Origin of the sequence: Hathewaya histolytica, assembly GCF_901482605.1 — a bacterium.
GTDB classification, from domain to species: domain Bacteria; phylum Bacillota; class Clostridia; order Clostridiales; family Clostridiaceae; genus Hathewaya; species Hathewaya histolytica.
On record NZ_LR590481.1, the window covers coordinates 755,411 to 781,236 of the forward strand.

A 25,826-nucleotide genomic window follows, 5' to 3' on the forward strand; every position below is an offset into this window, starting at 1 on the left:
TAAAATCTTTTTAACATACATTGATTATAATTATAAGTTATTTAATGAGAAATTTAAACAATTTAAAAAATATTTTAAAGAATTTAAATATTATATGATATTTAAATTTAAAACTATAACTATATATAAAGTATAAGATTCACTTTATAATGGAAATTTGATATAATAATCTTTATTAATATGATTTATAAATTAAAAAATTATAGATGTACAGAGTATGATTAGTGTATAATTATATAATGTATAACAAAGGTAGGTGAAAACCATGGTAAAAAAGAAAAAGACATCAGGTAATACCCTAGCAGAGAATAGAAAAGCTCTTCATGATTATTTTATAGAGGAGACTTATGAAGCTGGAATATCTCTTGTAGGTACAGAGGTTAAATCTATAAGGGCAGGGAAAGCAAATTTAAAAGATAGTTATGCATATATTAAAGATAGAGAAGTATTTGTAAGCAATATGCATATAAGCCCATATGAACAGGGGAATATATTTAACAGGGATCCTCTAAGAGATAGAAAACTTCTTCTTCATAAAAGAGAAATTTTAAAACTTATGGGACTTACATCTCAAGAAGGGTACACACTAGTACCACTTGCTCTTTACTTAATTAGAGGAAGGGTAAAAATAAAAATTGCTGTAGCTAAAGGTAAACATAACTACGACAAGAGAGATGCATTAAAAGAAAAAATAGTAAAAAGAGAAGCAGAAAAACAATTTAAACATTCTATGAGATAGTAACATAAGATTGCTACTTGAATAAATACTAAATATGTTGTATTATAATTACTGAACCTATTTTTAAAGTATGTAAATATTTTAAAGAAAATTAGAATTTCCTTAGTGCAATTTCTAATTTTAAAAATAGGTGAAATAAGTTCTGCGTAATGAGTTGCACAGGGTTTACCTGAAAACTGAATATAGGTGGAGACCCAAACAAACAAAGTGACAACTCTAAACAACATGGGGGCGTACTTGGTTTCGACGGGGGTAAGTAGTATCTAGTAAGCGAGCTGAGGGAATTCTGGTCCCGCATTAAAAAACTAGAAATTAAAGATAAACGCAGAAGATAATTTTGCACTAGCAGCCTAGGCTGCTCGTCCTACCTAAGAGTCCCACGACTTGGGCTAGGGCGTCAATTAGTGGGGAACCGAGCCTTGCAAAGCTTTGAGCTAGGAACGGAAAACATGAAGCTACTGAATCTAGCAGCCTGTCTATAGGCGACTAGAAGAGGGAATGTTAAACTATAGACTTCGCTCGAAGAAAGCTAGGTAGGACTATCTTCGGACAGGGGTTCGATTCAAAAGAGTCGCCTTATGAAGTGATTCATAAGTGAAAACTTGGCTTTATCGGTGAAACCGTAACACATTAAGATGACGGCAATACCGAGTAGTATGTGAAGAAATTCAACAGCTGTGTATCGACTTATAGGCTTCTAAATCTCAAAAGAGACATGAAGTACTAGGATAGAAGTTATAAAACTATAATAAAACTTCTATAACACGCCGAGAGAGTTATTACAAAATTAGTAATAACTCTAAGATATAGTCAGTGCCATTATAAATAATGGAAGAGCATGTCCCCTCGCCTCCACCAATGAAAAAAGTTGTTCATATTACTATGAACAACTTTTTTATTTTATATTTAAGAATTCATTTATAAATTCCAGCTTTTTTTCTAATAATTCATTAGAATATCTACCATTTCTAGGAGTGAGTTTTTTTATAATTTTTTAAAATCATTTCAGTTCTTTCTTTTTTAGTTTTTATTATTAAGTAGGGTTCTATTTCTTTTAATAAAGTTATAGCAGCATCATATCTAATAGTTAAATTATGGGAATTTTTATGCCTATTTTTATTATAATTTTTCTTTTTTGTTATTGTTCCAGTTTTAGTTACATTTTTAATATACTCAAGCAATTCTATTGTAGTAGAAGCTATGGTTATAAGTTTTTAGCTAAAATATGTAGGGAGATTGAAGGAATAAACATATCTAATAATAAAAAGAAAAATCATATATTTACCCTTTTTATATTTTAGAAATTTAATGGTAAAGACTTTCTTTACCATTACTATTTCATCAAAAATCATATGGTATAATAGTTTAAACTAATAAACCAATATAATAAAAGGGATTTAAGAATGAAGAAGATTTTAATCGTTGAAACTAATATATCAACTTATGAAAATATAAATTGTGCAACAGGTTTATGGCTTGGTGAAACTGTTCACTTTTATGATGAGATAATAAAAGCAGGATATGAGGTAGAGTTTGTAAGCCCAAAAGGTGGATATGTGCCAATAGATCCACATAGATTTAAATATGCAAAAAAGGTAGATTTTAAATACTATAAAGATGATGATTTTAAAGAAAAAGCACTTACTAATACACTAAAACCTAGCGAGATAAATCCAGATGATTATATAGCAATTTACTATACTGGAGGTCATGGAGTTATATGGGACTTTCCAGAAAATAAAGAGATTAAAAATATAGCAGAAATCATATATCAAAATAATGGATTTGTAACTGCAGTATGTCATGGTGTAGTAGGCTTACTTAATTTAGTAGATAAAGATGATAAACCACTAATCAAGGGAAAGACTATAACAGGATTTTATAACCTAGAGGAATTTTTAAACAGGACAAATAAAAAAGTTCCGTATTCTACTGAAGGCGAGCTATTAAAGAGAAAATGTATATAAGAAAAAATCTCCTTTTACTGAGTTTGCTATTTGTGACGGAAGAATTATTACAGGGCAAAATCCTCAGTCACCAAGGAAAGTAGCAAAATTACTTATAGAAGAATTAAGAAGGAGAGGAATTTAGATTATGGAGCATTTAATAAAAGTAGATAAAGATAAGTGCATTGGTTGTAAGATGTGCGATAAAGATTGTCCAATGTTAAATATTAAAATCGAGAATAAAAAGGCAGATATAAAATCTCAAGATTGTATAAAATGTGGTCATTGTACTGCTGTATGTCCTAAGGGTGCAATTAGTATAAGTGGCTATAGTGAAGCACCTGTTGAGATAAAAGAACAACCTAAGGTAGATAGTGAGAAACTTTATAATGCCATTAAATTTAGAAGAACTATAAGGCATTTCAAGAAAGAGGATATTGATAGAGAAGTTATTGATAAGATACTTGAAGTAGGAAGATATACTCCAACTGCTAAAAATGATCAAGATGTAAGCTATATTATATTAGATAACAAATTAAAAGAGGCAGAGAGTATTGCGGTGAAATTCTTTAAAAAGATTCAACCATTTGTAGGAATATTTTATAAACCTGCAAAGACAATGGAAATAGATGAGGATTTCTTTTTCAAGAAAGCACCTATTGCAATAGTAGTTGTATCAAAAAATAAGATAAATGGATCTCTTGCAGCCTCTAATATGACTTTGATGGCAGAAAGTTATGGACTTGGAGTATTATATAGCGGATTTTTCTCAGTAGCAGCTAATAAGTCAAGAGCTTTAAGAAAGCTTCTAGGAATAAAAAAGTCAGAAGTTGTCACAACATTAGTCTTAGGTTATCCTAATGTACGATACTATAGAAATGCTCAAAAAGAAGATGCTAAAGTAAAATATATGTAGGGAGAACTACAAAATGAAAGAAGAATGTATAAAAAAAACTAAGGATGTAACAGAAAAATTCAAAAAAGAAGTGAATATAGGAATAAAACATATAGAAAAAGAAAATCTAGATGAAGAACTTTAAGGGAGGAAAAATCCTCTCTTTTTTATTTATTGAAAGATGGGTTTAATAATTAGTTATTTTTATCTTATCGATTTAATATTATTTAACTTGAGTTGTAGCAACAAAAGAATAGTTAGTTTAAAAATGGTCTGGCATGAAGTATAAACAAATCAAGGATTTAAAACTATACCCTAAAATATATTAATGGATTTAGAAAAATCATATCAAGCAATAAAATTTATATAATTGATAGATTGCATAGAGAAACTATATAAGTTATAGTTTTTCTATGGAGATTATTAAGTATAATTATGGAGACTTAGTATATTTTTATTTAGAAATAAATCTTATCTTAACTTGTATTTCATAATTATTTGAGAAGGAGGATTCAGATGAAGGTTTTAATAATAGAAGATGATAATGATATTAATCTACTTCTTGGTAAAATATTAGAAGAAGAAAATTATGAAGTTACTTCTGCTTATACAGGCATAGAAGGTAAACTTTTTACTGATGTTGAGGATTTTGATTTAATTCTTTTAGATTTAATGTTACCTGGAATGTCAGGAGAAGAAATAATAGAGTACATTCGCAAAAAGGAAAGGAAAATGCCTATTTTAGTTATATCTGCTAAGATAGATAAAGCTACAAAACTTAAAGTATTAAAGAATGGTGCTGATGATTTTATAATAAAACCTTTTGATATAGATGAAGTAATGGCTAGGGTAGAAGCAAATCTAAGAAGGTATAAAGAATTTTCTAATTCAAATATTATCCATGATGTGTTACATTATAAGGAATTAGAAATGAATATAGAAGAAATAAAAATCAAGGTAAAGGGAGAAGAAATTAATCTTACACCAATAGAATTTGAAATATTAAAATTGCTATTGAGTCATCCTAAAAAAACATTTACTAAAGAAAATATCTATAAAAGTGTTTGGAAGGATGAATTCTATGGGGATGAAAATACGGCAAATGTTCATATTAGTAATTTAAGGAACAAGATAAGTAGGATTGATAGTGAAAATGAATACATTAAGACTATTTGGGGAATGGGATTTAGAATTGGCTAAATTATTAATTTTACACAGGCTTTCTTAATGTTTTCTTAAGACTTTATTTATTGTTTCTTATAACATTTATTTTACAATGGTTTTACAGTATAAGAAACATGGAGGAGAACAATGGAAGATTGTGCAGTGAAATTGTATCAGATAACTAAAATATATGGCAAGCAAAAAGTTATTGACAAAATAAGCATTAATGTAAGGGAGGGAGACATATATGGCCTTATTGGGAAAAATGGAGCGGGAAAAACAACTATATTAAAACTTATAGCTGGTCTTATACATAAAACTTCTGGAAGTATGGAAGTCCTAGGTGAAGTTACAGAACAGGGTTTTAATCAGGCAAGGAGGCGAATAGGTTCATTAATAGATAATCCTTATTTATATCCTTATTTTGATGCAAAGAAAAATTTAGAGTATTATCGAATTCAAAAAGGATTAAAAGATAAGAAAGTTGTAGATGAAATATTAGAACTAGTAGGACTTAACAATGTGAATAAGAAAAAATTTAGCAAATATTCGCTAGGAATGAAGCAAAGATTAGGAATAGCCCAAGCTATTATGGGACGACCAGATTTACTTATACTAGATGAACCAATTAATGGATTAGATCCTACAGGAATAGTAGAACTAAGGGAGCTATTATTAAAAATTAATAGGGACTTAGGGACTACTATAATGGTATCAAGTCATATATTAAATGAAATGTCACTGATTGCTAATCGATATGCTTTTATTCATAAAGGTAGATTAATAGAGGAGATAGGTAAAGGAGAATTAGAGAAGAAGTGTAGAAAGCATCTAAGATTAAAAGTAGACAATACAAATAAAACAACTGTTATTCTTGAAAAAGAATTAGGTATTCAGCATTATAGCGTTTTAAATAATAATGAAATAGAGATATATGAAAAGTTAAATAATCTAAATCTCATAACTAAAAGTTTAATTGATAATAATATAGAAATCAAATCAGTTACAGAAGATACTCAAACTTTGGAAGATTATTTTATTAAATTACTAGGGGGGATTTAGATGCGTAATTATATTAAATCCGAATTTTATAGGATAATTCATCGTAGATATTATCACTTAAGTGTATTAATATATATTGTATTATCAATTATAGGAAATTTAACTTTGAAATTTTGGGGAACAAAAATTACCACAAATCTATTTTTAACATCAATGAAGTCGCTTACTATTACAATAGTAGTATCACCTTTCGTACTTTACTCTTTTCAAGATATTGTTTTAGGAGACGAGCTTAAGCATAATACTTTGAATAATTCTGTTGCGATTGGAATATCTAGAAGTAAAATAATACTATCCAAAATTATTACTACAGCGACAGTTTCTATGCTGTTTTCCATTATTGTTATATTGGTTCATATACTTATGTCTGTAGCTTTATTTGGAGTAAATGAAGAAGGAATTAGGTCTATAAGTCAATATTTCATTGCTTATTTATCGGCAATTCCACTTTGGATGGGTTTTATAGCTTTTTATAATGTTTTTTGTACAATTATACAAAATCAAGTTATTGCGGGTATTACAATATTTACATTGGCCTTTATAACTCCAAAAGTAACTCAATTAATAACCTATTTTAAACCTAAATTATCTATTATACATGAATTACAGCCATATTCAGTATTGAAGAGACTGATAAAACTGTTAGATATGAAGAATATCTCATCCATAGATTGGTTCACAGTTTGTTTTGGTCTGGGGTTTTTCATAATAAGCACAAGTGTAGCTATAATTGGATTTAGAAAAAGAGATTTTTAAATTGGAGGGAAGTAAATGTTAGTTATAACTATAATATTAGGGATAGTAGCATTAGTATTTACTTCCCGTTACTTTTTATTAAAGAAGGATTTAAAAATATTAAATAAAGATATAATCTATAGGTTTAAAAAAGAAAGTAAAGCAAATTTAGTTACTAATTCTTCTAGTAAGGAGATTGAAGAATTAATTTATGCTATAAATAATCTCTTTTTAAAAAAAGAAGAGGTAGAGTTAGAGTATAGAAAAATAGATCAAGAGTTGAAAGAAAATATAGCTAATATTTCTCATGATTTGCGAACACCTTTGACAGCTATACTAGGTTATTGTGATCTTTTATCAAAATCTAATTTAACGACAGAAAGTAGGGAATATGTCCATATTATAAATAAAAAATCAAAAGTTTTACACCAATTAGTTGATGATTTTTATGATTTTTCAAGGATTATAAGTAAGGACTACCCAATCAACCTAGAATGTATTAATGTTGGTGATTTACTAAAAGAAGTATTGTTTGAGTACTATGAAGATTTTGTTCATAGTACTAGTCAATTAGATATTGAAATTCCAGATGAAGATATAAAAGTAATTTCTGATGCAGATGCGTTAAGAAGAATTTTTTCAAATTTAATTTCTAATATGCTGCATCACGGCACAGGAGAGTATAAAATTAGATTATATAAAAGAGAGAAGAATGTTTGTATTTCTTTTGAAAATCAAGTGATGTTCATGGACATTGCAAGTATGGAAAGAATCTTTGAAAGGTCATATACAATGAATTCATCTAGATCTTCCAGTAGAAGTGGTTTAGGTTTATCTATAGTAAAAGAGTTAGTCTATAGATTAAACCATGATTTGGAGCCTAGCTTGGAAGACAAAATATTTAAAATAGAAATGATACTAAAAATGGAGACATAGGGAAGGGAAGAGTCCCCTGTGAATTAGACTGAATAAATAATAAAAAAACTATGTTGATAAGGTCTGATTTCGATATTCTATTGGAGTCATACCTTTAAATTTTTTTGTAATGACGTGGTTTAAGATAGAGATAGACATATTGGTTGGGTAAGTGCCTATTATATAAATCATAATTTTGAGTGGTGTTCAAGAGATAATAAATCTATAGGAGTAGCTATCGGTGTGGACATACCCGATAAGGATGTAAGAAGACAAGGATATGCCACAGAGACTTTAGGACTATTTATTCAATACTTAAAAGGAAATGGAATAAAAGAGATATATACGCAAACATGGTCAGGAAATTTAAGAATTATAGGTTTAGCACATAAATTAGGGTTTAAAGAAATAAACAGAAAATATTATATTAGGATGGTTAGAAACGAGAAATATGATGGTTTAACATTTAAACTAATAGAATAAGAAAAAAAGTGAAAAAGAATCAGAAATATATTAGTCTAATTGCTAATATATTCTTCATAAAGGAAAATTTGTTGACAACAACAATAATGCATTATATACTTGAAGAAAATTATAGTTATAGGAAAAGGAGATTTGAAGAGATGAATTTATTTGTTCTTAACTAAACTATTAAAATTAAATAGTTTAAAATGCTTTTAAAGTTCTATAATAGAGCTTTATTTAATCATGCATTTTAAGAACAATATCATCTACTAAACTCTTCTATATAAAAATAAAATAACTACAAATACACATACACATACAAAAATATATATGCTTATTCATAGTACAATAAAATATGTATATATGGTGTATTAAGTTTAATTTTGAATATAATAAGAGAACCTTATATAAAAAATACCCATGGATGATATTGTTCATCTGTGGGTATTTTGTTTTTATGTAAGGAGGAATTAATATGTTGTTAGAAGCTTTAAATATAAAAAAGATGTATGGAGATAGAGTGATAATTGATATAGATAAAATTCAAATACATGACAATGAGCGTATAGGAATTGTCGGCAAAAATGGTGCGGGCAAAACAACCTTACTAAATATATTAACTAAGAATATAAAACCTGATGAAGGGATAGTAAGAAATTTAGGAAGTATAGCTTATATAACTCAAATGGATGAAGGCATAGAAAACACTAAAAGTGGTGGAGAAAAAACAATATTAAAAATAAGAGAAGCTTTCTCTAAGAGAGCACAATTATTATTTGCAGATGAGCCTACAAGTAATTTAGATACAAATAAAATAAGTTGGGTGGAAAATGAATTTAAAAAATACAAAGGGGCTATAGTGTTAATATCTCATGATAGGGGGTTATTAGATAACTTATGCACTAAAATATGGGATGTGGAAGAGGGAAAGCTACAAGAGTATAGGGGAAACTATTCTTCTTATATACATCAGAAAGAAGAAAGATTAGAATGTCAAAAGCATAAATACGAACAATATATAAATGAGAAAATAAGATTAGAAGAATCTATAAAAGATAGGAAAGAAAGAGCTAGTAAGATAAAGAAGGCTCCATCAAGAATGGGTAATTCGGAATCTAGATTGCACAAATACAAAAAATCAATTAAACAAACTAAACTGCAAAATGCTAGCAAAAGTATTGAAAGTAGATTAGAAAAACTAACTAAAGTAGAAAAGCCTAAAGAATATAAAAATGTAAAGTTTGATATTTTAGAGAGCAATAAAATTCACAGCAAAATAATTATAGATACAACTGTATACTCAGAAACAATAGTTAGGACTATACTAGCTAGGCTATTATTTAATGGTCATGATATAAATAAAAAGGTAGAAATCCTAAGTGGAGGAGAAAGAGTAAAAGTAGCATTTGCAAAGATATTTTTAAGTGATATAAATATGTTAGTTATAGATGAACCTACGAATTATTTAGATATTGAATCTATAGAGGCCCTTGAAGATTTACTTATAGATTATGAGGGAACAGTATTATTTGTATCACATGATCGTAATTTTGTAAAAAAAGTAGCTGATAAAGTTATTATTATAGAAAATGAAGAATTAAAAGATAAAGATAAGATTAATAAAGGAATTGTAAGTTTTGCGGAAGAAAAGGAAGAAATATTAAAGTTAGAATTTAAGATAAGTGAAACAATAAGTAGATTAAGTATGCCATCTCCAAAAGAAGATATAGAGAAATTAGATCGAGAATATAAGTATTTATTAAATAGATTGAATGAAATAAGGAACAAAATTAAGTAGGGGTAATTAATTATTCCCTGTATTATCCCATGCATAATGATAAATGAAAGGGAGCAGTTATTAACCTCATCATTAAGAACTCCATCACAAACTTGTGGTGGAGTTTACCTATTTTATTATTTATAATGTGTTGTAATAAATAATAAGTATTGTAAAATAAGTATATATAAATATTTAAAGGTTGTGGTAAATTTGTATAGCATTATGATTATAGAAGATGACAAGAAAATGGCTAAACTTATAAATAATCACTTAGAACGATATGGATATAAAACATTTTTAGTTGAAGATTATTCAAATATAAAAGGTGAATTTTTAGAGTGTAAGCCAGATCTTGTTTTAATGGATATAAATCTTCCTTTTTTTGATGGATTTTATTGGTGTAGTGAGATAAGAAGTTATTCTAAGGTACCCATAATATTTATATCTGCTAGGGATTCAGATATGGATCAGGTTATGGCAATAGATAGTGGTGGAGATGATTTTATAACAAAGCCATTTTCTTATGATGTACTATTAGCAAAGATAAAAGGCGTATTAAGAAGGGTATATGGTAGCTATGCTAAAGGAGATACAGATTTTTTAAAAGTTGATGATTTGATACTGTATACAAATAAGAATGTATTGGAGTATAAGGGTAAAAAAACTGAACTTAGTAAAAATGAATTTTCCCTTTTACTACATCTTGTAAAAAACATAAATAAAATTGTTTCAAGGGATACTTTGCTTGGTATTCTTTGGAGTGATATTGATTTTATTGATGATAATACTCTTTCTGTTAATGTTACAAGACTTAGAAGGAGATTAGAAGAAGTAGGTATTAATAATGCTATAGAAACAAAGCGTGGTCAAGGCTATATTCTCATTAATAACTGGTAGAGCAAAGAGTGGGTGAATAAAATGAAATTTATAGATTTTTTAAAACATAGGATTTTTTATATAATAATTTATTTCATAAGTATATCCTTAACTATTTTAATAATGGGCTTGACCTTAAGTATAAAAGTCATAGCTTTTCCTCTAACAAATATATTATATGCATACTTCGTTTCTATAGTGATACTTATTATATTTTTGTTATATGAATATTCAAAGGTAAGGGGGTTTTATAGGCAACTTTATGATGCATTAAATTCTGAAAATATTATAGATCACATTATAAATGTAGGTGAAGTTAGAACTATAGAACAAAAACTTTTTGCACAAATATTAAAAAAGTTACATAAATCCTATGAAGGTAAGACTTATAAATATGAAGAGATTCAAAAGCATTATTCAAATTTTATAAACCAATGGGTACATCAAATGAAGACCCCCGTATCTGTAATTGATCTAACTATACAGGAAGAAGATAGATCTGAATTTAATGAAGTTCTTCATAGTATTAGTGAAGAAAATGAAAAAATATCACAGGGTCTTAATATTATGTTATATAATGCAAGAATAAATGAATTTAATCATGATTTTAATGTGGAAGATATAGATATATTATTGCTTTTAAGAAAAGTAATAAATGACAATAAAAAATTACTTATTAGACATAAGATATTTCCAAAAGTAACGGGTGAAGCTGCATTTGTTCAAACGGATAAAAAGTGGATATACTTTGTTATAAATCAAATTGTTATTAATGCAATAAAATATACAAATGCAACAGAAAAAGATAGAAAAACTATAAATTTTAATATAGAAGAAGATACTAAAAAAATAGTTGTAAGTATTGAAGACAATGGGATTGGTATACCAAAAGAAGATTTAGGGAGAGTATTTAATGCTTTCTTTACAGGGAAAAATGGTAGAAAAACCTCTGAATCTACAGGTATGGGGATGTACTTAGCAAAACGTATTTGTGATGAACTTGGAAATGAATTATACGTTGAATCAGAAGAAGAGAAAGGCACAAGATTTTGCATAGTTTTCTATAAGGGGAAAAATATATTTAAATTATAATCTTTCAAAATTGTAATGTTTATATTTAAAATGAAAGAGAAATCAATACCAAGATTTCTCTATTTTTTTTATAATAAAGTCATAGTATTGGAAGAACATATAAGGCAGGAGGTTTTAATTATGTCAATTTTAAAAGTTGAAAATATAACAAAGATATATGGTGGAAAAAAAGGTGGTATGACCTTTAAAGCTTTAGATAAATTTAGTTTAGAAGTTGAAAAAGGCGAGTTTGTTGGAGTAATGGGACCATCTGGTAGTGGTAAAACAACATTATTAAATATAATGGCAACTATAGATACTCCTACATCTGGAGAACTTTTTATAAATGGTACAAATCCTACAAAACTAAATGAGAAAAATATTGCTCTATTTAGAAGAAAAGAACTGGGGTTTATATTTCAAGATTTTAACCTTTTAGATTCTTTATCTATTAAAGAAAATATAATATTACCACTTGTATTAGAGAAGGTTAAGGTAAATGAAATAGAAAAGAGAGTAGAAGACATTGCAAATCTTTTAAACATTAAAGATATTTTAAATAAGAAACCCTATGAAATTTCAGGAGGACAACAGCAGAGGGCGGCTTGTGCTAGAGCACTTATTCATAATCCTTCTATAATTTTAGCAGATGAACCTACGGGAAATCTTGATTCTAAAGCTTCTCAGGATGTTATGGAAACTTTAACAAATCTAAATACTCAAAAAAAAGCTACTATAATGATGGTTACTCATGATCCTTTTTCTGCAAGTTTCTGTAAGAGAATAATTATGATTAAAGACGGAAAATATTTCTTAGAAATTGTGAATGGAGGAAACAGGCAAGTATTTTTTAAAGAGATTATGGATTCCCTTTCGCTTTTAGGAAGTAGATCAAATAATTGTACATTATAGGAGGGGTTTAAATGACAATTAATAATATAGCTATTAAGAATATTAAAGGTAATTTAAATAAATATGCTATGTATTATTTAAGTAATGTAATAGTTGTAACTATATTTTTTATATTTGCTAACTTTATATATAATCCAGGTACTAGTAGTGGAAATATTAGTGATAAGACTATAGGGCAAGTTGCTAGTAGATTAATGTATTTGTGTGAGTTTGTAATAATAATTTTTACTTTTATATTTTCAAATTACTCAATAAGTAGTTTTTTAAAGTCTAGGGAAAAAGAATTCGGACTTTTATCAATGTTTGGCTTAACTAAAACCCAAATAAGACGATATGTTATGTTTGAAAATATAATAATTTCAATTGTTTCTATTATAACAGGGCTTTTCTTTGGAATTTTATTTTCAAAATTATTTTTTATGGCCGTATCTGTAATTTTAGATTTAAATTCAGAAATTCCATTTTCAATATCAAGTAAGGCTTTAAAAATAACAATAATAAGCTTTTTAATACTTCTTAATTTTATAAGTTTTATTACAAGTTTTAAAATAAAAAATAACAATATTGCAGAATTATTAAAGGGCGAGAGAATACCTAAAACAACACCAAAGTTTTCTAAAATAAAATCAATACTTGGAATAGTGCTTATAATCTCTGGATATATTGTAGGAGTATTTTCTAAAACAGCTATTATAGCTACAATGATTCCAATACTTATAGTTGTAATCATAGGAACTAAACTTTTGTTTTCTCAATTTAGTGTGTTTTTTACAAATAAACTTCAGAATAACAAGGGAGTTTATTATAAAGGAATAAACTTAATAACCTTGTCTCAAATTATATATAAATTAAAAGATAATGCAAAAGTGTTATTTATTACTTCAATACTTAGTGGAATTACTCTTGCATCAGCCATATCAGTTTATTCTCTGCAAAAGGTAAGTTTATCTTCAATGGAAGATAATTGTCCACAGGATATAGGGGTTATAGAGCAGGATATAAATTCCCATAAAGTTATACCTAATGGAAAAGTTGAAGAAATATTGAAAAAGTATAACTTTGATATAAAATATAAAAATAAAATAGAATTAATAAAAGCTAAAAACAATGATATGTTAAAAGAAAATAAAAAAGGGCCTTATGTAAAAGTAAATAAAACTGATTTTAACATAATGTCTGAAAATAGTTTTAATGAGCTTGCAAAGCAATATAATAGGAAACCTTTAACTTTAAAAAAAGAAGAAGTGGTAGTATATACCTATGATTTTAATAGTAACATAGCTAATATAAAAACAGAAATTCCTTTTAATCAGCAGAAAACTTTAAATTTCAACATTAAAGGTAGAGTAAGTAGCTTTAATATACTAGATAATTTAAAGGGTGGAATTATAAATGCAGATGGAAAAAATACTAATACTTTAATTGTTAATAACAGTGATTTTAAAAACTTGTGGGGAAAGGTTTCAAATAGTAATAAGTGTATTTATTATGGATACAACATTAAACATAATTTAAAAGCTGTTAATGCAGTAACTGAAATAAAAAAATCAGTTACAAAAGGTCAAGAAGTTTTCTTTACTGAAAGGGTAACAAGTATGGCAAGCGTAATGCAACTTTTATCTGTACTTTTATTTATAGGAACTTTTATTGCGATTATATTCTTCATTGCAACAGGAAGTATATTATATTTCAAAATGTTTAATGAAGTTCAGAAAGATAAGCAAGATTTTATAGGATTAAAAAAGATAGGAGTTACACAAGAAGAAATAAAAAAGGTGGTTAGCATTCAAAGTTTTACAATGTTTTTCTTACCACTTACAGTTGCAACACTCCATGCTGCTTTTGCCGTAAAATCTGTAGGACTTTTACACATAAAATATTTTATATTCATTGCAGGAATATATTTAGTTCTGCAAATAGCATATTATTTGTTTGCTAAATGGATGTATATTAAACAAATTAATAGCTGGAACATTTAGTTATTTTATATAAGGCAAGTTTTTCTATAAGATAGCTTTTTATGATATATATAATTTATCATAAAAAGCTGTTTTTTTATTACATAAACAATTATCACAGATAAGGAGATCATATGTAATCATAAACTTAGATAATATAATAGGTTGACTTAATGTCTTACCATATAATACAATAAATGGGGATATGTATATAAGTGGTTAATATTAAGTAATTTATATTTTAGATAATATACAAATAAATACGAAGCTTAAACAAAATAAATTAAGACAATTACAGTATGCTATGAGGTGATTAAATGTTTCAAAATAAAAAGAATACACAGATTATGAAGATGTACATATTCACCTTTTTCGGAAACATATATCTAGATAGAGGAATATTTATGATATATTTGATGAGTAAAGGATTAAGCTTATTAGAGGCAGGATTTTTCCAAGCACTTATTAATATATCTATGATTATTGCGGAACTTCCTACAGGATTAATAGCCGATAAGTATGGAAAAAAGATATCAATTCTTGTTGCTAAGGTATTAATGATTATATACTTAGTACTTATGTTGTTTTCAAATTCAGTAATAGGGTTTTATGCTGCAGCTATATTAATGGGTATTGCATATACATTTACATCTGGAGCAGAAGAAGCATTCCTTTATGACATGATAAAACAATCTGGCATTGAAGAGAGAGCAACTAAATATATGGGACTATATGAGGGGATAATAACCATAGCAATTGCACTGGCTATGGGGTTTGCTGGATATATACAAGCAATTAACTGGAATTTAGTTTTTATTATATCGATTATATTCCAAGTGGTTTCATTAGGTGTAGGAGTAACTTTAAAAGAAGTTGAAGTTCAACATGAAGATAACGTAGATAACCATAGACTAGGATACAGAGAAATTATTGTGTCTTGTGTGGATTTTCTAAAAAATAATAAAAATACTAGAGGATATATAGTAGCTACTTCATTAAATGTAGGGGTTGTATCATCTCTTTATATTTTTGCTCAAGATATTCTCGTGAATAATGGATTTGATGTAAAAAAGTTTCTGTATTTTTTAGTGTAGAATCTATTATTTCAGCACTAGTTTTTACACAAGTATATAAATTAGTTGATAAAATAGGTCGAAATAAAAGTATTTATTACTTAGTAGGAGTTACCGTGGCGTCTTACGCTTGGTTAATTGGTTTAAAATCTTATATTTTAATTCCTATATTTATGATTAGTATTGCCAACAATGCTTGTACACTATTTCCTTTGTTATGATAAATGAGAAATTAGAGGATGAAAAGCGAGCAACTATGCTTTCTATTTACAGCTTGATTTCAGCTATATTAATGGTTGTTATCTCAGTTAGTATAAATAGTGTTGTAAGAATAATGAGTATGGAAATGTTCTTTGGCATAATGGGAGCAGGACTAATTTTATATTATATTGTATCCTATAAGAAAATAGAGAAAGAGGTAGGGCAGTGTAATATGGAGGCCTACAGGTAAAATATAAATAATAGATTTAGAATAATAATTATTTTTGTAGATGATGAAGTAACCGTACACCTAAACTCAATTGGTGTACGGTTATTTTATTTCCCTCGAAATATTTTATAGTTACGATATATTTTAACCAATAGATAAAACAAATTAGATATTACATATTTATAATAAATACCTATTGGACTCTCTTAATAAAAGGATAATATACTTTAAGGGATTATTAGTGCAAAAGTGTATAAAACAAAAGAAATAATATGTATTTTATATAAAAATAACATAACGATGAGAATAAAAGTTTCTTCAATTTAATAATCTCATTATATAAAATTTATTGGGGTGGATATACATATGATACAAGTTAAGGATATTACAAAATCCTTTAGGGGTACCAAGGTTCTTGATGGGATAAACCTAAATATTCGGCAAGGAACAATATTTGGATTATTGGGTAGAAGTGGAACGGGTAAGTCAACATTACTTCGATGTATAAATGGGCTTGAAACCTATGATACAGGAAGCTTAATTGTAGATGGTGTTGATTTGAAATCATTAAATAAGAAAGAGGCAATGGAGTTTAAAAAAAATATTGGGATGATATTTCAGAATTTTTCATTACTTGAAAGAATGACGGTGTATGAAAACATTGCTTTGCCACTTAAGTGTTGGAAATATAAGAAATCATTTATAGACCATAGGGTAAAAGAATTAGCTGAGATTGTTGATTTGGGTGATAAGTTGCATGCAAAACCAAGAGAACTTTCAGGAGGTCAGAAGCAAAGGGTTGCTATTGCTCGTGCAATGACTATGGATCCTAAAATTCTGCTTTGTGATGAAGCTACATCGGCATTAGATCCGAAAACGGCACAGTCAGTTACATCTCTATTAAATAATATTAATAAAAAGTTTGGTATTACAATTGTAGTTGTAACACATCAAATGTCTGTTTTGCAGAGTTGTTGTGAAGATATTGCAATATTTGAATCAGGAAAAATTGTGGTAACTGGTAATGTAGAGGATGTATTTTTAAAACAACCAAAGGCACTTATAAATTTAATTGGACAAAAAGAGCTTCCAACTATAGACTCTGGAATCAATATGAAAATACTCCTATCAAGTGAACATTCATGTACGCCTATCATTACTCAGATGGCTCGAGATCTTGGTATAGATTTCACCATTCTAGGAGGAGATATGGAGACTTATAGAAGTGGTATTTTGGGATCAATTATTATTAATGTTCAGAATAAGGACTTTGTTAAAGTAAAAGAATACTTAAAATATAGTAATGTTCAGTGGAACTTGATGGAATATGCATAGTTATATGTGAAAAGGAGTTGATGAATAATGCTTAATAATACATTTTGGACAACCTGGGTTAAATATTTTACCCAAATTATATATCCTTCAATATGGGTAACTCTAGAAATACTAGGTATATGCATGATACTAGCAATCATATTTGGATTTATGCTAGCTATAGCTTTAGTTATGTATGGCCCACTAGGATTAAGACCACAAAAAAAGATATATAAGGTTTTAAATTTTATTATAAATACAATTTGTTCCTTTCCAATGATTATATTAATAGTTGCAATTTCTCCTATTACTAGGATGATTGTAGGAACTACGATTGGTGAAGCAGCTGCAATTTTTCCTATTACACTAGCCGCTGTACCTTATATGGCACGAATAATTGAAAATATATTTATAGGAGTAAATCCTCAGTTAATTGAGGCAGCACGATCTTTCGGAGCTTCTGATATGCAAATTATATTTAAGGTTATGATGAAGGAATCGGTGCCTTCGTTGATTTCTAGCATTACACTAAGTACTATTAGCTATCTTGGCGCTACTACTCTTGCAGGGGCAGTGGGTGCAGGAGGACTTGGAGCAGTTGCGCTCAATCAGGGTTATCAAAGTTTTAATAATACAGTTTTATACACCTCAGTAACAGTATTATTTTTTATGGTGCTTATTATCCAAGGTGTAGGAAGCTGGTTATATAGAAAATCATTAAAATAACAAAGGAGAAAATCTTATGTTTAAAAAATTTATTTGTACAATTTTATTAGCTACACTTTGTGTTTCAGCTTCTGCATGCGGTTCTAAGACTTCATCATCTGATGCTAAAAATGAAGATGCAAAGCAAAAGAAAGTTATCAAACTAGCAACTATTTCTGCTCAGAAATCTAGATTAGAATGGGCGAAGGAAATTTTAGCTGAAAAAGGTATCAATGCTGAAATTGTTGTATTTGATGGCAATAGTATGCCTGCAACTGCCCTTAAGGATGGCGATGTTGATGGGGTTCTTGTGAATCATAAGAAGTGGATGGAGACATTTAATAAAGAAAATAAAAGTAGTCTTGTTATGATGAAGCCATACTATTACTATTCACCTATCAGAATGTATTCAAAAAAACATACTACTATTGAAGCTATTCCTAAGAATGCAAAAATTTCAGTATCCAATGACCCTAGTAATCTTGATATAGCATTAAAAATGCTTCAGGATGTTGGACTTATTAAGCTTGGAAAGAAGACGGGAGAATTCTATACGCCAGTTGACATTGTAGAAAATTCTAAAAATATTAAGCTTATTATGGCTGAAACAATTAATGTTGCTCGTAGTTTGGATGATGCAGATGCTGTAATTTCTTTTACTTTCTACGTTAAAAAAGCTGGAGGTATTGATGTTAAAAAGTTCCTATATGAGAATCCAACAGATAAAGATCAGCTACCAGTAGGACTTATTGTTCAGGAAAAAGATAAAGAGGCTGAATGGGCAAAATATCTTGCAGAGCATTTTGTATCAGAGAAATATTTAAAGAAAGCTAAAGATGTATATGGTGATTCCTATGTATGTTATGAATAATTAATTTTAGTTAAAGGGGAGAAAAAAGTAATGATTAATGAATCACTAAATATGGCTGTTACAAAACTAAACTCATTATTGGATATAGAACGTAAAATAATAGGGGTGAAATTTCTATTTGATAAAGAGGAGTATGATTCGGCAGATGCCAAACATCTTACCAATAAATCACCATATTGTGTAATGGTTAAGTCTGCTATGTCAGGAGTTTGTATCAAAGCAACCTTGGAGCAATTTGGCTGTAATGGAGCTAGCAATGCTCTTGGAATGGTTATTCCAGATGAACTTTCAAGATCAGGAAGATCATCGCTAAATCTTGGACTTTATCAAGATATTGTTGTGACAAAAAGTGCAAGAAATGATATAACATTTTGTAATCATTTAGCTTATGGTGTTATGTTAAAGCCACTTGAGAAGTTTATTGATGCACCTGATATAGTTATTATTGTTACAAATTCATATAATACTATGAGAATTATTCAGGGGTATTCATACATATTTGGTACACAAAAGAGTTTTAAACTTGGTGGAAATCAAGCACTTTGCTCTGAATGTACGGCATATCCATTTGAGAGTAATGATATTAATATTTCTGTACTTTGCTCAGGGACAAGATTCTGGTGTGGATGGTCTAAAGATGACATTGCTATAGGATTACCATGCAATAAGTTTTATGATGTTGTTGAAGGTGTTCTTCGTACAGTTAATGCAACAGAACCACAATCTGAAAAATTGAGGATTGGAAATAAGTTGAATGAAAATAATATCAAAGACCTAGAATTAGATTATAGTAAATCATATTACTACACTTATGATGAAAAGTAATTTAATTAGCTAATAAGGTTCTTTAAGGTAAGAAAATAAAATAATAGATAAAAATAAACCAACTTTGGATAAAAGACATAAGTAAAAGAGTAGCTAGTAAAACTAAATGTATTTATTAGCTACTCTTTTATTATATATAAATCCAGTTATCAGATAACCTAAAAATAATCCATTTATAAATGTTACTACAAGTTGTCCAATACCGAAGTTACCCTGAACACTTACAGAGAACATATAACTAAGAATTAAAGTAATAATTTGTACTGAGAAAATAGAAATTAAAAATTTAAATTTGTTTATAGAGATATTTAAACTTCTAGGATTCTTATCTCTAATATTGTACAAGAAAATAAATAATACTAAAAATCCTATAAATGTACTACCATGCTGAAGTAATTTATATACAGGAATATTATAGCCTAATAGAAGTATCTTACTTCTTAAAAAATCTATATTATTAACAAAGAATCCTGTCTTATGTGTAAATGCATCCCAAAGTACATGTGTAAGCATACCGATTATGCAAGAATAAGAAAATATTATACATTCTTTTATAGTCATTAACTTATTTTTACTTTTAATAAGATATAGATATCTTTTAGATATAAAATTAGTTAGTGTTAATAGGAAACAGTTTTGTATGTATTTATAAAATAAAAAGTTTAATAAAAAGCAAAGTGGTAAATTAAGAAAAAGAAATCCTATAGGTGTATGACCTAGATTACTGCTAGGATTAAATAATAAAAAATATATAAAATCTGGAGCCATGGAGCCTAGAACTAAGCCTCCTAAGTTTAATCTTTTACTTTTTAAGAATATAACTGCTGATGTATGTGATAATGTAAAGGGCATACAATTCTCCTTTAAAAGTTTAATTAAATTATTATGAATTAAAGATATCATATAATTTAATTATATGTAATGGTATTAATATAAATATAATGGATATCAAAGTAGTAAATCCCCATAAATATTTAATAGATATTGTACATTATAGTAGGGATAATTTCCACCATAAAAGCTTACAAGAATCTAAAGCTTAGATTTTTATGAGCTTTTATATTTAGTCATAAAATTTTAAGTTATTTAATTTTATGACATCGTATAAGTTGTAAGTAAAATGTTTGAAATATTAATGTGATTAATGATAAGATGTTTATACGACAAAAGTTTAAAGGAGAAATTGCATATGAAAACTCTTTTTAATATGCTATGCATAGGTATAATAGTAATTATGTTAGTAGCTATGGTACAGTATAATAACATAGAAAAGATTTATGCGCAGGACAATAAAAAATCTTTAACTATACTTTTTACACATGATTTGCATGGAAACTTATTACCTTTTAATATAGTAGAAAATGAACAAACTAAACAGGTTGGAGGTTGTTCAAGGTTACAAAGTGTTATTAACCAAGAAAAACAGAAAGATCCTAACTTACTTTTGGTGGATGCAGGGGATTATTCAATGGGTACATTATTTCAATCAATTTATTCAAGTGATGCACCAGAACTGAGAATATTAGGACAAATGGGTTATGATGTGACAACTTTTGGAAATCATGAATTTGATTTTAGAGATAAAGGTTTGGCTGAAAGCTTAAATGCTGCAAGAAATAGCAAAGAAAGATTGCCACAAATTGTAGCATCAAATATTACATATCCTAAGGATAAAAATGTCAACATAAATAAATCATTAAATAACTTAAAACAGGCTATGAATGACTATGGTGTAAAAGAGTATACCATAATTGAGAAAAATGGGGTGAAAATAGGAGTCTTTGGATTGATGGGAAAAGACGCAAGGGATAGTGCCCCTATGTCTGAAGTAAAATTTGATGATACAGTTGAAAGTGCAAAAAGAGTTGTTAATACATTAAAGGATAAAGAAAAGGTTGATCTTATTATTTGCTTGTCCCATTCGGGCACAGATAAGGATAAATCTAAATCAGAAGATGAACTACTGGCAAAAAAGGTGAAGGATATAGATATTATAATAAGTGGACATACACACACGAAAATCACTGAACCACTTAAGGTAGGAAAAACAGTAATAGTCTCTTGCGGAGAATATGGTAAAAATCTAGGTAAAATTAATGTTTCTAAGACTTCAGATCAGCATTGGGAAAGTGATAATTATGATATTAAATCAATAAATAGTAGTATACCAGATGATCCAAATATTTCAAAAGTAATAAATGATTTTAAAGATATAGTACAAAAAAAATATTTAAGTAATTTTGGGTTAAGATTTGATGAAGTTCTTTCTAATTTAAGTTTTAATTTTGCAGAAAGATCCAGTATTGGTGTAAATCATGGTGAAGATACCTTAGGAAACTTTATTACGGATGCTTATGTATATGCTGTAAAAAAATCAGAAGGTGCTAGCTATGAACCTGTAACCATGGCAATTGTACCAGAAGGCACCATAAGAGGATCTTTTGTAAAAGGTAATATAACTACAAAAGATGTATATAATGTGAGTTCCCTAGGTATAGGACCAGATAAAGTTTCGGGATATCCTTTGGTTTCAGCATATCTTACTGGTAAAGAAATAAGGACAATCTGCGAGGTGGATGCATCTATTTCTCCTATAATGTCTGCTGCGAAGCTTTATATGTCAGGAGTGAGATTTAAGTTTAATCCTAACAGGCTTATTTTTAATAAAGTTACAGAGTCTAAACTTCAAGGTTCAGATGGTTCATTAGAAAAAATTCAAGATAATAAGCTTTATCGAGTGGTGGCAGGGCTATATTCAGCTCAGATGCTTTCAGTAGTAGGAGAAAAATCTTTTGGTTTATTGTCAATTGTTCCAAAAACTAAAGAGGGTAAGCCAATTACTGACTATGAAGCACAGGTAATAACTGATACAGTTAACGGAGATAAACACGAAGTAAAGGAATGGCTGGCAATTGCAAAGTATCTTCAATCCTTTGATAAATCAGGAGGCATCTCTCAAGTTCCTGAATATTATAACACTACTCATAATAGAATAATTGTTGATAATGATACTAGCATATTATCTGTTTTAAGAAATCCCAATGGAATTGCAACCGTAGTTTATTGCGTTATTATGGCGATTATTGCATTAATTATTTTTATAATTTTTATGTTAGTTAAACGAAAAAAGAGAAAATTCCTTAGAGGTATAGGACCTTATTAGCCAATAGAACTTATTATATTGTAATATATACAAATCGGGAGATTGAAGAATTAGGTTTCATAAGTGAATATCTAACAAAAATAACACTTCAAAGTGATTGAAGTGTTATTTTTGTATAGATAAATCAAATAGAAATATATTAATGCATGGAAATTACATATTAACGCAAATATTTACAAAATATGATGTATATGGTATATTTGGGGTGAATGAGAAACAAATTAGTAATGCTTCTTAAATATACAATAAGAAAAGAGGAAAAGTAATGAGAAGAAAAACAACAGTCATAGCATTATTAGTATCATTTTTTATATTACTTTCATTGGGGCAACCAAAGGACGTTATGGCCTATGTAATAGACAAAAATGAGATTGTAACACCTGAGCCAGATGATGTAATACAGGATTCAATGCTCAATTGGGTTATAAGATGTGCCAAGAAAAAAACACCAGATTATAGTTATGCAAAACTAACCAAAGAAGACTTGCTAAACTTACCGGAGATTTATTATTCTGAGGGAGATCACTATGATCTATATGATTTTAATGTATTTGTTAAAAGTATTGAAGGACTTCAATATGCGACTGATACAGAAAGAGTTATATTACCTTATAATGAAATATCAGATCTGAAGCCTATGGCTAACTTAACTAAGGTAAATAAAATTACAATGAATTGCAATAAAATAGAGGATCTTAAACCATTATCTAACTTAACAAATGTTAGAGACATTCATTTAGGAGATAATAAGCTTACAACTATAGAGCCTCTTGCTAAGATGACTAAGCTTGAGAGTTTAAATGTTGAATTAAACAACAAAATAAGTGATATAAGTACTGTGAAGAATTTTCCTAAATTACAATATTTAAATTTAGGATTTAATAGTATAAAGGATATTACTCCTTTAAAGGATTTAAAAAATATAGATAAAGCTTTGATTTTAGGAAAAAATAAAGTTGAAGATATAAGTGCTCTTGCTAATATGACTAAATTAAGAGAGTTAGATCTTTCTTCTAATAATATTTCAGATATTAGCGTTTTGAAAAATCTTAGAAATCTTAAAATTTTAAGACTAAATAATAATAGTGGTATAAATAACATTGGACCACTTACAAACTTAACTCAATTAGATAAAAATGAATTATGGTTAACAGGCACAGGAATAGCAGATAAAAAAGATGATTTATTCAAGGTAATTGATGTTAATAAACTAATTAATAAATTTAAGGCAAATTCTATTACTATTGATGATAAACAAAAGGTAGCTGATGCAAGAAAAGCTTATGATTTACTCTCACCAGAGTTAAAAATCTATATTCCAGAGTTAAGAATTGTTGCTGCAGAAGATAATATAGCTAGACTTGAAAAAGGTGAGTTAATAAAACAATATAATGAATTAAGTGAATTTGATAAACAACCTCTAGAATTAGGAGATATGAAGACTATAGAAATTAAAGTAGTAGATGAAAATGGACAAGCTATAAAAGGTATACCTTTTACTCTTAAAGAAACTCAATATAATATTACAGAAACCTTACATTCAAATGAAAATGGTGTTATTAAATATAGCCTTAATATCTGGAATAATTATGCGAAATATTCAATTAGCGTAGCTGATAAAAATAAATATACTTCAGATATTGACAAAATAACATTTAAAATAGATGGTACACCAAGGGTCGTGGAAATAAATGGACAACCCATTACAGGAAGTGAAAAACTTAAGTTTGTTCTTACAGCCAAAGGTGAAGATATAAAACCTACAGTAGATAAGTCTAAACTTCAAAGTGTAATAAAAGATGCAGAAAGCAAAGATGCAAACAAATACACAGAAGAAAGCTATAAACAATTAGTGGATACATTAGCAGTAACTAGAGAAGTATTCAAAAAGGTAGATGCAACACAAGATGAAGTTAATATAAGTGCTAAAAATCTTGGAGAAGCAATAGGAAAATTAGTAGAAAAAAATACAGAACAACAGATACCAAATCTTAAAACATTATCATTTAAAGTTTTAGATAATAATGGACAACTAATAACAGGAATAAAGTTTAATATCAGTAATTCATATAATAAAGATGTAGTTACCTTAAATTCAGATGAAAATGGTATTATAAAATATACTATTCCAGACTGGATGATTTATATGAAATTTAAAATTGAACTAGATGATAAGGACAAATATACTTCGGATATAAAAGAAATTACATTTGAAACAGGTAATGAATCTAAAGTTATAAAAATAAATGGGCAAAATGTTACTGGAAAAGAAGACCTTAAGTTTGTACTTACAACTAAGGATGGGGAAGTGAAACCTGGAGTAGATAAGTCAAAAGTTCAAATAGTAGAAAAAAGAACAGAACTAGAAGTGAGGTTAGAAGAAAAACAAGAGAAGAAATCGGAAGCAAAAATGATTTATAAGGATGGAGCAGAAAATAAAGAAACTAATAAAGAAAAAATCAGCGTATTACCTAAAACTGGTGAAAAATCACCATACATAAATATTATTTTAGGAAGCTTATTATCTTCATTAGGAATAATTCTGCTTTTATCTAAAAAAAGAAATTAGTAAGTGTAATAAATATAAAAATAGTCGTTAATCTCTAATGGGATAGCGACTATTTTTTATAGATAATTAGTTTTTCTAAAATAAAAGATATATATTAGATTATTAGTGAGGATTACAGTCTAACTTGGAAATTTCATAATATTAAATAAAATAAATAGGTATGAAATGTTTAATAAGAATATTGTTTAGGATATAATATAGGTACGAAGTTATGAAAACGTAAGAGTGAGAATATTTAGAATATATGATTTATTTTTCGCAACAAAGGTATTTTTAATAATAAAATAAGGAAATACGAAAACGGAAACATGAAAGTGTCTTCCGTTTTTTGGACATAATAAAAAATTATTATTTATGT

Annotated in this window: 22 protein-coding genes and 1 other RNA gene; 22 read left to right on the top strand and 1 reads right to left on the bottom strand. The window is 27.9% G+C overall.

Annotated features, from left to right (window positions below; genetic code table 11):
* Window positions 1-265: 265 nt before the first annotated feature.
* The 20 genes from smpB to FGL08_RS03670 all read left to right on the top strand — a co-directional run bounded on the left by smpB (window position 266) and on the right by FGL08_RS03670 (window position 19,736).
* Entirely contained in the window at window positions 266-739 is a 474-nt protein-coding gene (gene smpB / locus FGL08_RS03570; RefSeq protein WP_138209468.1) for an SsrA-binding protein SmpB, read from the top strand.
* A gap of 236 nt (window positions 740-975) precedes the next feature.
* Window positions 976-1,304, top strand: a transfer-messenger RNA (tmRNA) gene (gene ssrA, locus FGL08_RS03575).
* A gap of 838 nt (window positions 1,305-2,142) precedes the next feature.
* Window positions 2,143-2,706 (top strand): type 1 glutamine amidotransferase domain-containing protein, encoded by a 564-nt coding sequence (locus FGL08_RS03585; protein WP_243117931.1) that lies wholly within the window; start codon window positions 2,143-2,145, stop codon window positions 2,704-2,706.
* A gap of 127 nt (window positions 2,707-2,833) precedes the next feature.
* On the top strand, window positions 2,834-3,601 hold the full coding sequence (locus FGL08_RS03590; protein WP_138209470.1) for a nitroreductase family protein: 768 nt from the start codon (window positions 2,834-2,836) through the stop codon (window positions 3,599-3,601).
* 495 nt (window positions 3,602-4,096) lie between these two features.
* Window positions 4,097-4,780, top strand: coding sequence for a response regulator transcription factor (locus tag FGL08_RS03595; RefSeq protein ID WP_138209471.1), 684 nt, complete (start codon window positions 4,097-4,099; stop codon window positions 4,778-4,780).
* A 111-nt stretch (window positions 4,781-4,891) separates the two neighbouring features.
* The gene (locus tag FGL08_RS03600; protein ID WP_138209472.1) at window positions 4,892-5,806 is read left to right on the top strand and encodes an ATP-binding cassette domain-containing protein; all 915 of its coding nucleotides are present in this window, start codon (window positions 4,892-4,894) and stop codon (window positions 5,804-5,806) included.
* Entirely contained in the window at window positions 5,807-6,562 is a 756-nt protein-coding gene (locus FGL08_RS03605) for an ABC transporter permease (protein WP_138209473.1), read from the top strand. It begins immediately after the preceding gene.
* A gap of 15 nt (window positions 6,563-6,577) precedes the next feature.
* Entirely contained in the window at window positions 6,578-7,477 is a 900-nt protein-coding gene (locus tag FGL08_RS03610; protein WP_138209474.1) for a sensor histidine kinase, read from the top strand.
* A gap of 138 nt (window positions 7,478-7,615) precedes the next feature.
* On the top strand, window positions 7,616-7,939 hold the full coding sequence (locus tag FGL08_RS03615) for a GNAT family N-acetyltransferase (protein ID WP_138209475.1): 324 nt from the start codon (window positions 7,616-7,618) through the stop codon (window positions 7,937-7,939).
* 457 nt (window positions 7,940-8,396) lie between these two features.
* Window positions 8,397-9,719, top strand: coding sequence for an ATP-binding cassette domain-containing protein (locus tag FGL08_RS03620; RefSeq protein WP_138209476.1), 1,323 nt, complete (start codon window positions 8,397-8,399; stop codon window positions 9,717-9,719).
* Window positions 9,720-9,911: 192 nt separating this feature from the next.
* Window positions 9,912-10,598, top strand: coding sequence for a response regulator transcription factor (locus FGL08_RS03625; RefSeq protein ID WP_171011968.1), 687 nt, complete (start codon window positions 9,912-9,914; stop codon window positions 10,596-10,598).
* Window positions 10,599-10,619: 21 nt separating this feature from the next.
* Window positions 10,620-11,669: a sensor histidine kinase gene (locus FGL08_RS03630; protein ID WP_138209478.1), complete on the top strand. Its 1,050-nt coding sequence runs from the start codon at window positions 10,620-10,622 to the stop codon at window positions 11,667-11,669.
* A gap of 120 nt (window positions 11,670-11,789) precedes the next feature.
* Window positions 11,790-12,560: an ABC transporter ATP-binding protein gene (locus FGL08_RS03635; protein ID WP_138209479.1), complete on the top strand. Its 771-nt coding sequence runs from the start codon at window positions 11,790-11,792 to the stop codon at window positions 12,558-12,560.
* 11 nt (window positions 12,561-12,571) lie between these two features.
* On the top strand, window positions 12,572-14,539 hold the full coding sequence (locus tag FGL08_RS03640; RefSeq protein WP_138209480.1) for an FtsX-like permease family protein: 1,968 nt from the start codon (window positions 12,572-12,574) through the stop codon (window positions 14,537-14,539).
* Between the two features lie 296 nt (window positions 14,540-14,835).
* Window positions 14,836-15,612 (top strand): MFS transporter, encoded by a 777-nt coding sequence (locus FGL08_RS03645; protein WP_138209481.1) that lies wholly within the window; start codon window positions 14,836-14,838, stop codon window positions 15,610-15,612.
* A 235-nt stretch (window positions 15,613-15,847) separates the two neighbouring features.
* Window positions 15,848-16,042, top strand: coding sequence for a hypothetical protein (locus FGL08_RS03650; protein WP_171011969.1), 195 nt, complete (start codon window positions 15,848-15,850; stop codon window positions 16,040-16,042).
* 345 nt (window positions 16,043-16,387) lie between these two features.
* The gene (locus tag FGL08_RS03655) at window positions 16,388-17,356 is read left to right on the top strand and encodes a methionine ABC transporter ATP-binding protein (protein WP_138209483.1); all 969 of its coding nucleotides are present in this window, start codon (window positions 16,388-16,390) and stop codon (window positions 17,354-17,356) included.
* A gap of 27 nt (window positions 17,357-17,383) precedes the next feature.
* Window positions 17,384-18,061: a methionine ABC transporter permease gene (locus FGL08_RS03660; protein WP_138209484.1), complete on the top strand. Its 678-nt coding sequence runs from the start codon at window positions 17,384-17,386 to the stop codon at window positions 18,059-18,061.
* Between the two features lie 16 nt (window positions 18,062-18,077).
* Window positions 18,078-18,911: a MetQ/NlpA family ABC transporter substrate-binding protein gene (locus tag FGL08_RS03665; protein ID WP_138209485.1), complete on the top strand. Its 834-nt coding sequence runs from the start codon at window positions 18,078-18,080 to the stop codon at window positions 18,909-18,911.
* Between the two features lie 30 nt (window positions 18,912-18,941).
* Window positions 18,942-19,736 carry a DUF169 domain-containing protein gene (locus FGL08_RS03670; RefSeq protein ID WP_138209486.1) on the top strand — a complete coding sequence of 265 codons (795 nt, stop codon included), beginning with the start codon at window positions 18,942-18,944 and terminating at the stop codon, window positions 19,734-19,736.
* Between the two features lie 102 nt (window positions 19,737-19,838).
* Here FGL08_RS03670 and FGL08_RS03675 read toward each other — a convergent pair whose 3' ends face one another.
* Complete coding sequence (locus FGL08_RS03675; protein ID WP_138211258.1) at window positions 19,839-20,588, bottom strand: DUF4184 family protein; 750 nt, start codon at window positions 20,586-20,588, stop codon at window positions 19,839-19,841.
* Between the two features lie 337 nt (window positions 20,589-20,925).
* Here FGL08_RS03675 and FGL08_RS03680 point away from each other — a divergent pair, with 337 nt between their 5' ends.
* Together FGL08_RS03680 and FGL08_RS03685 are read left to right on the top strand one after the other, a co-directional pair.
* Window positions 20,926-22,899 carry a bifunctional metallophosphatase/5'-nucleotidase gene (locus FGL08_RS03680; RefSeq protein ID WP_138209487.1) on the top strand — a complete coding sequence of 658 codons (1,974 nt, stop codon included), beginning with the start codon at window positions 20,926-20,928 and terminating at the stop codon, window positions 22,897-22,899.
* Between the two features lie 265 nt (window positions 22,900-23,164).
* Window positions 23,165-25,468, top strand: a complete 2,304-nt coding sequence (locus FGL08_RS03685; RefSeq protein ID WP_138209488.1) for a leucine-rich repeat domain-containing protein — start codon at window positions 23,165-23,167, stop codon at window positions 25,466-25,468.
* Window positions 25,469-25,826 lie beyond the last annotated feature (358 nt).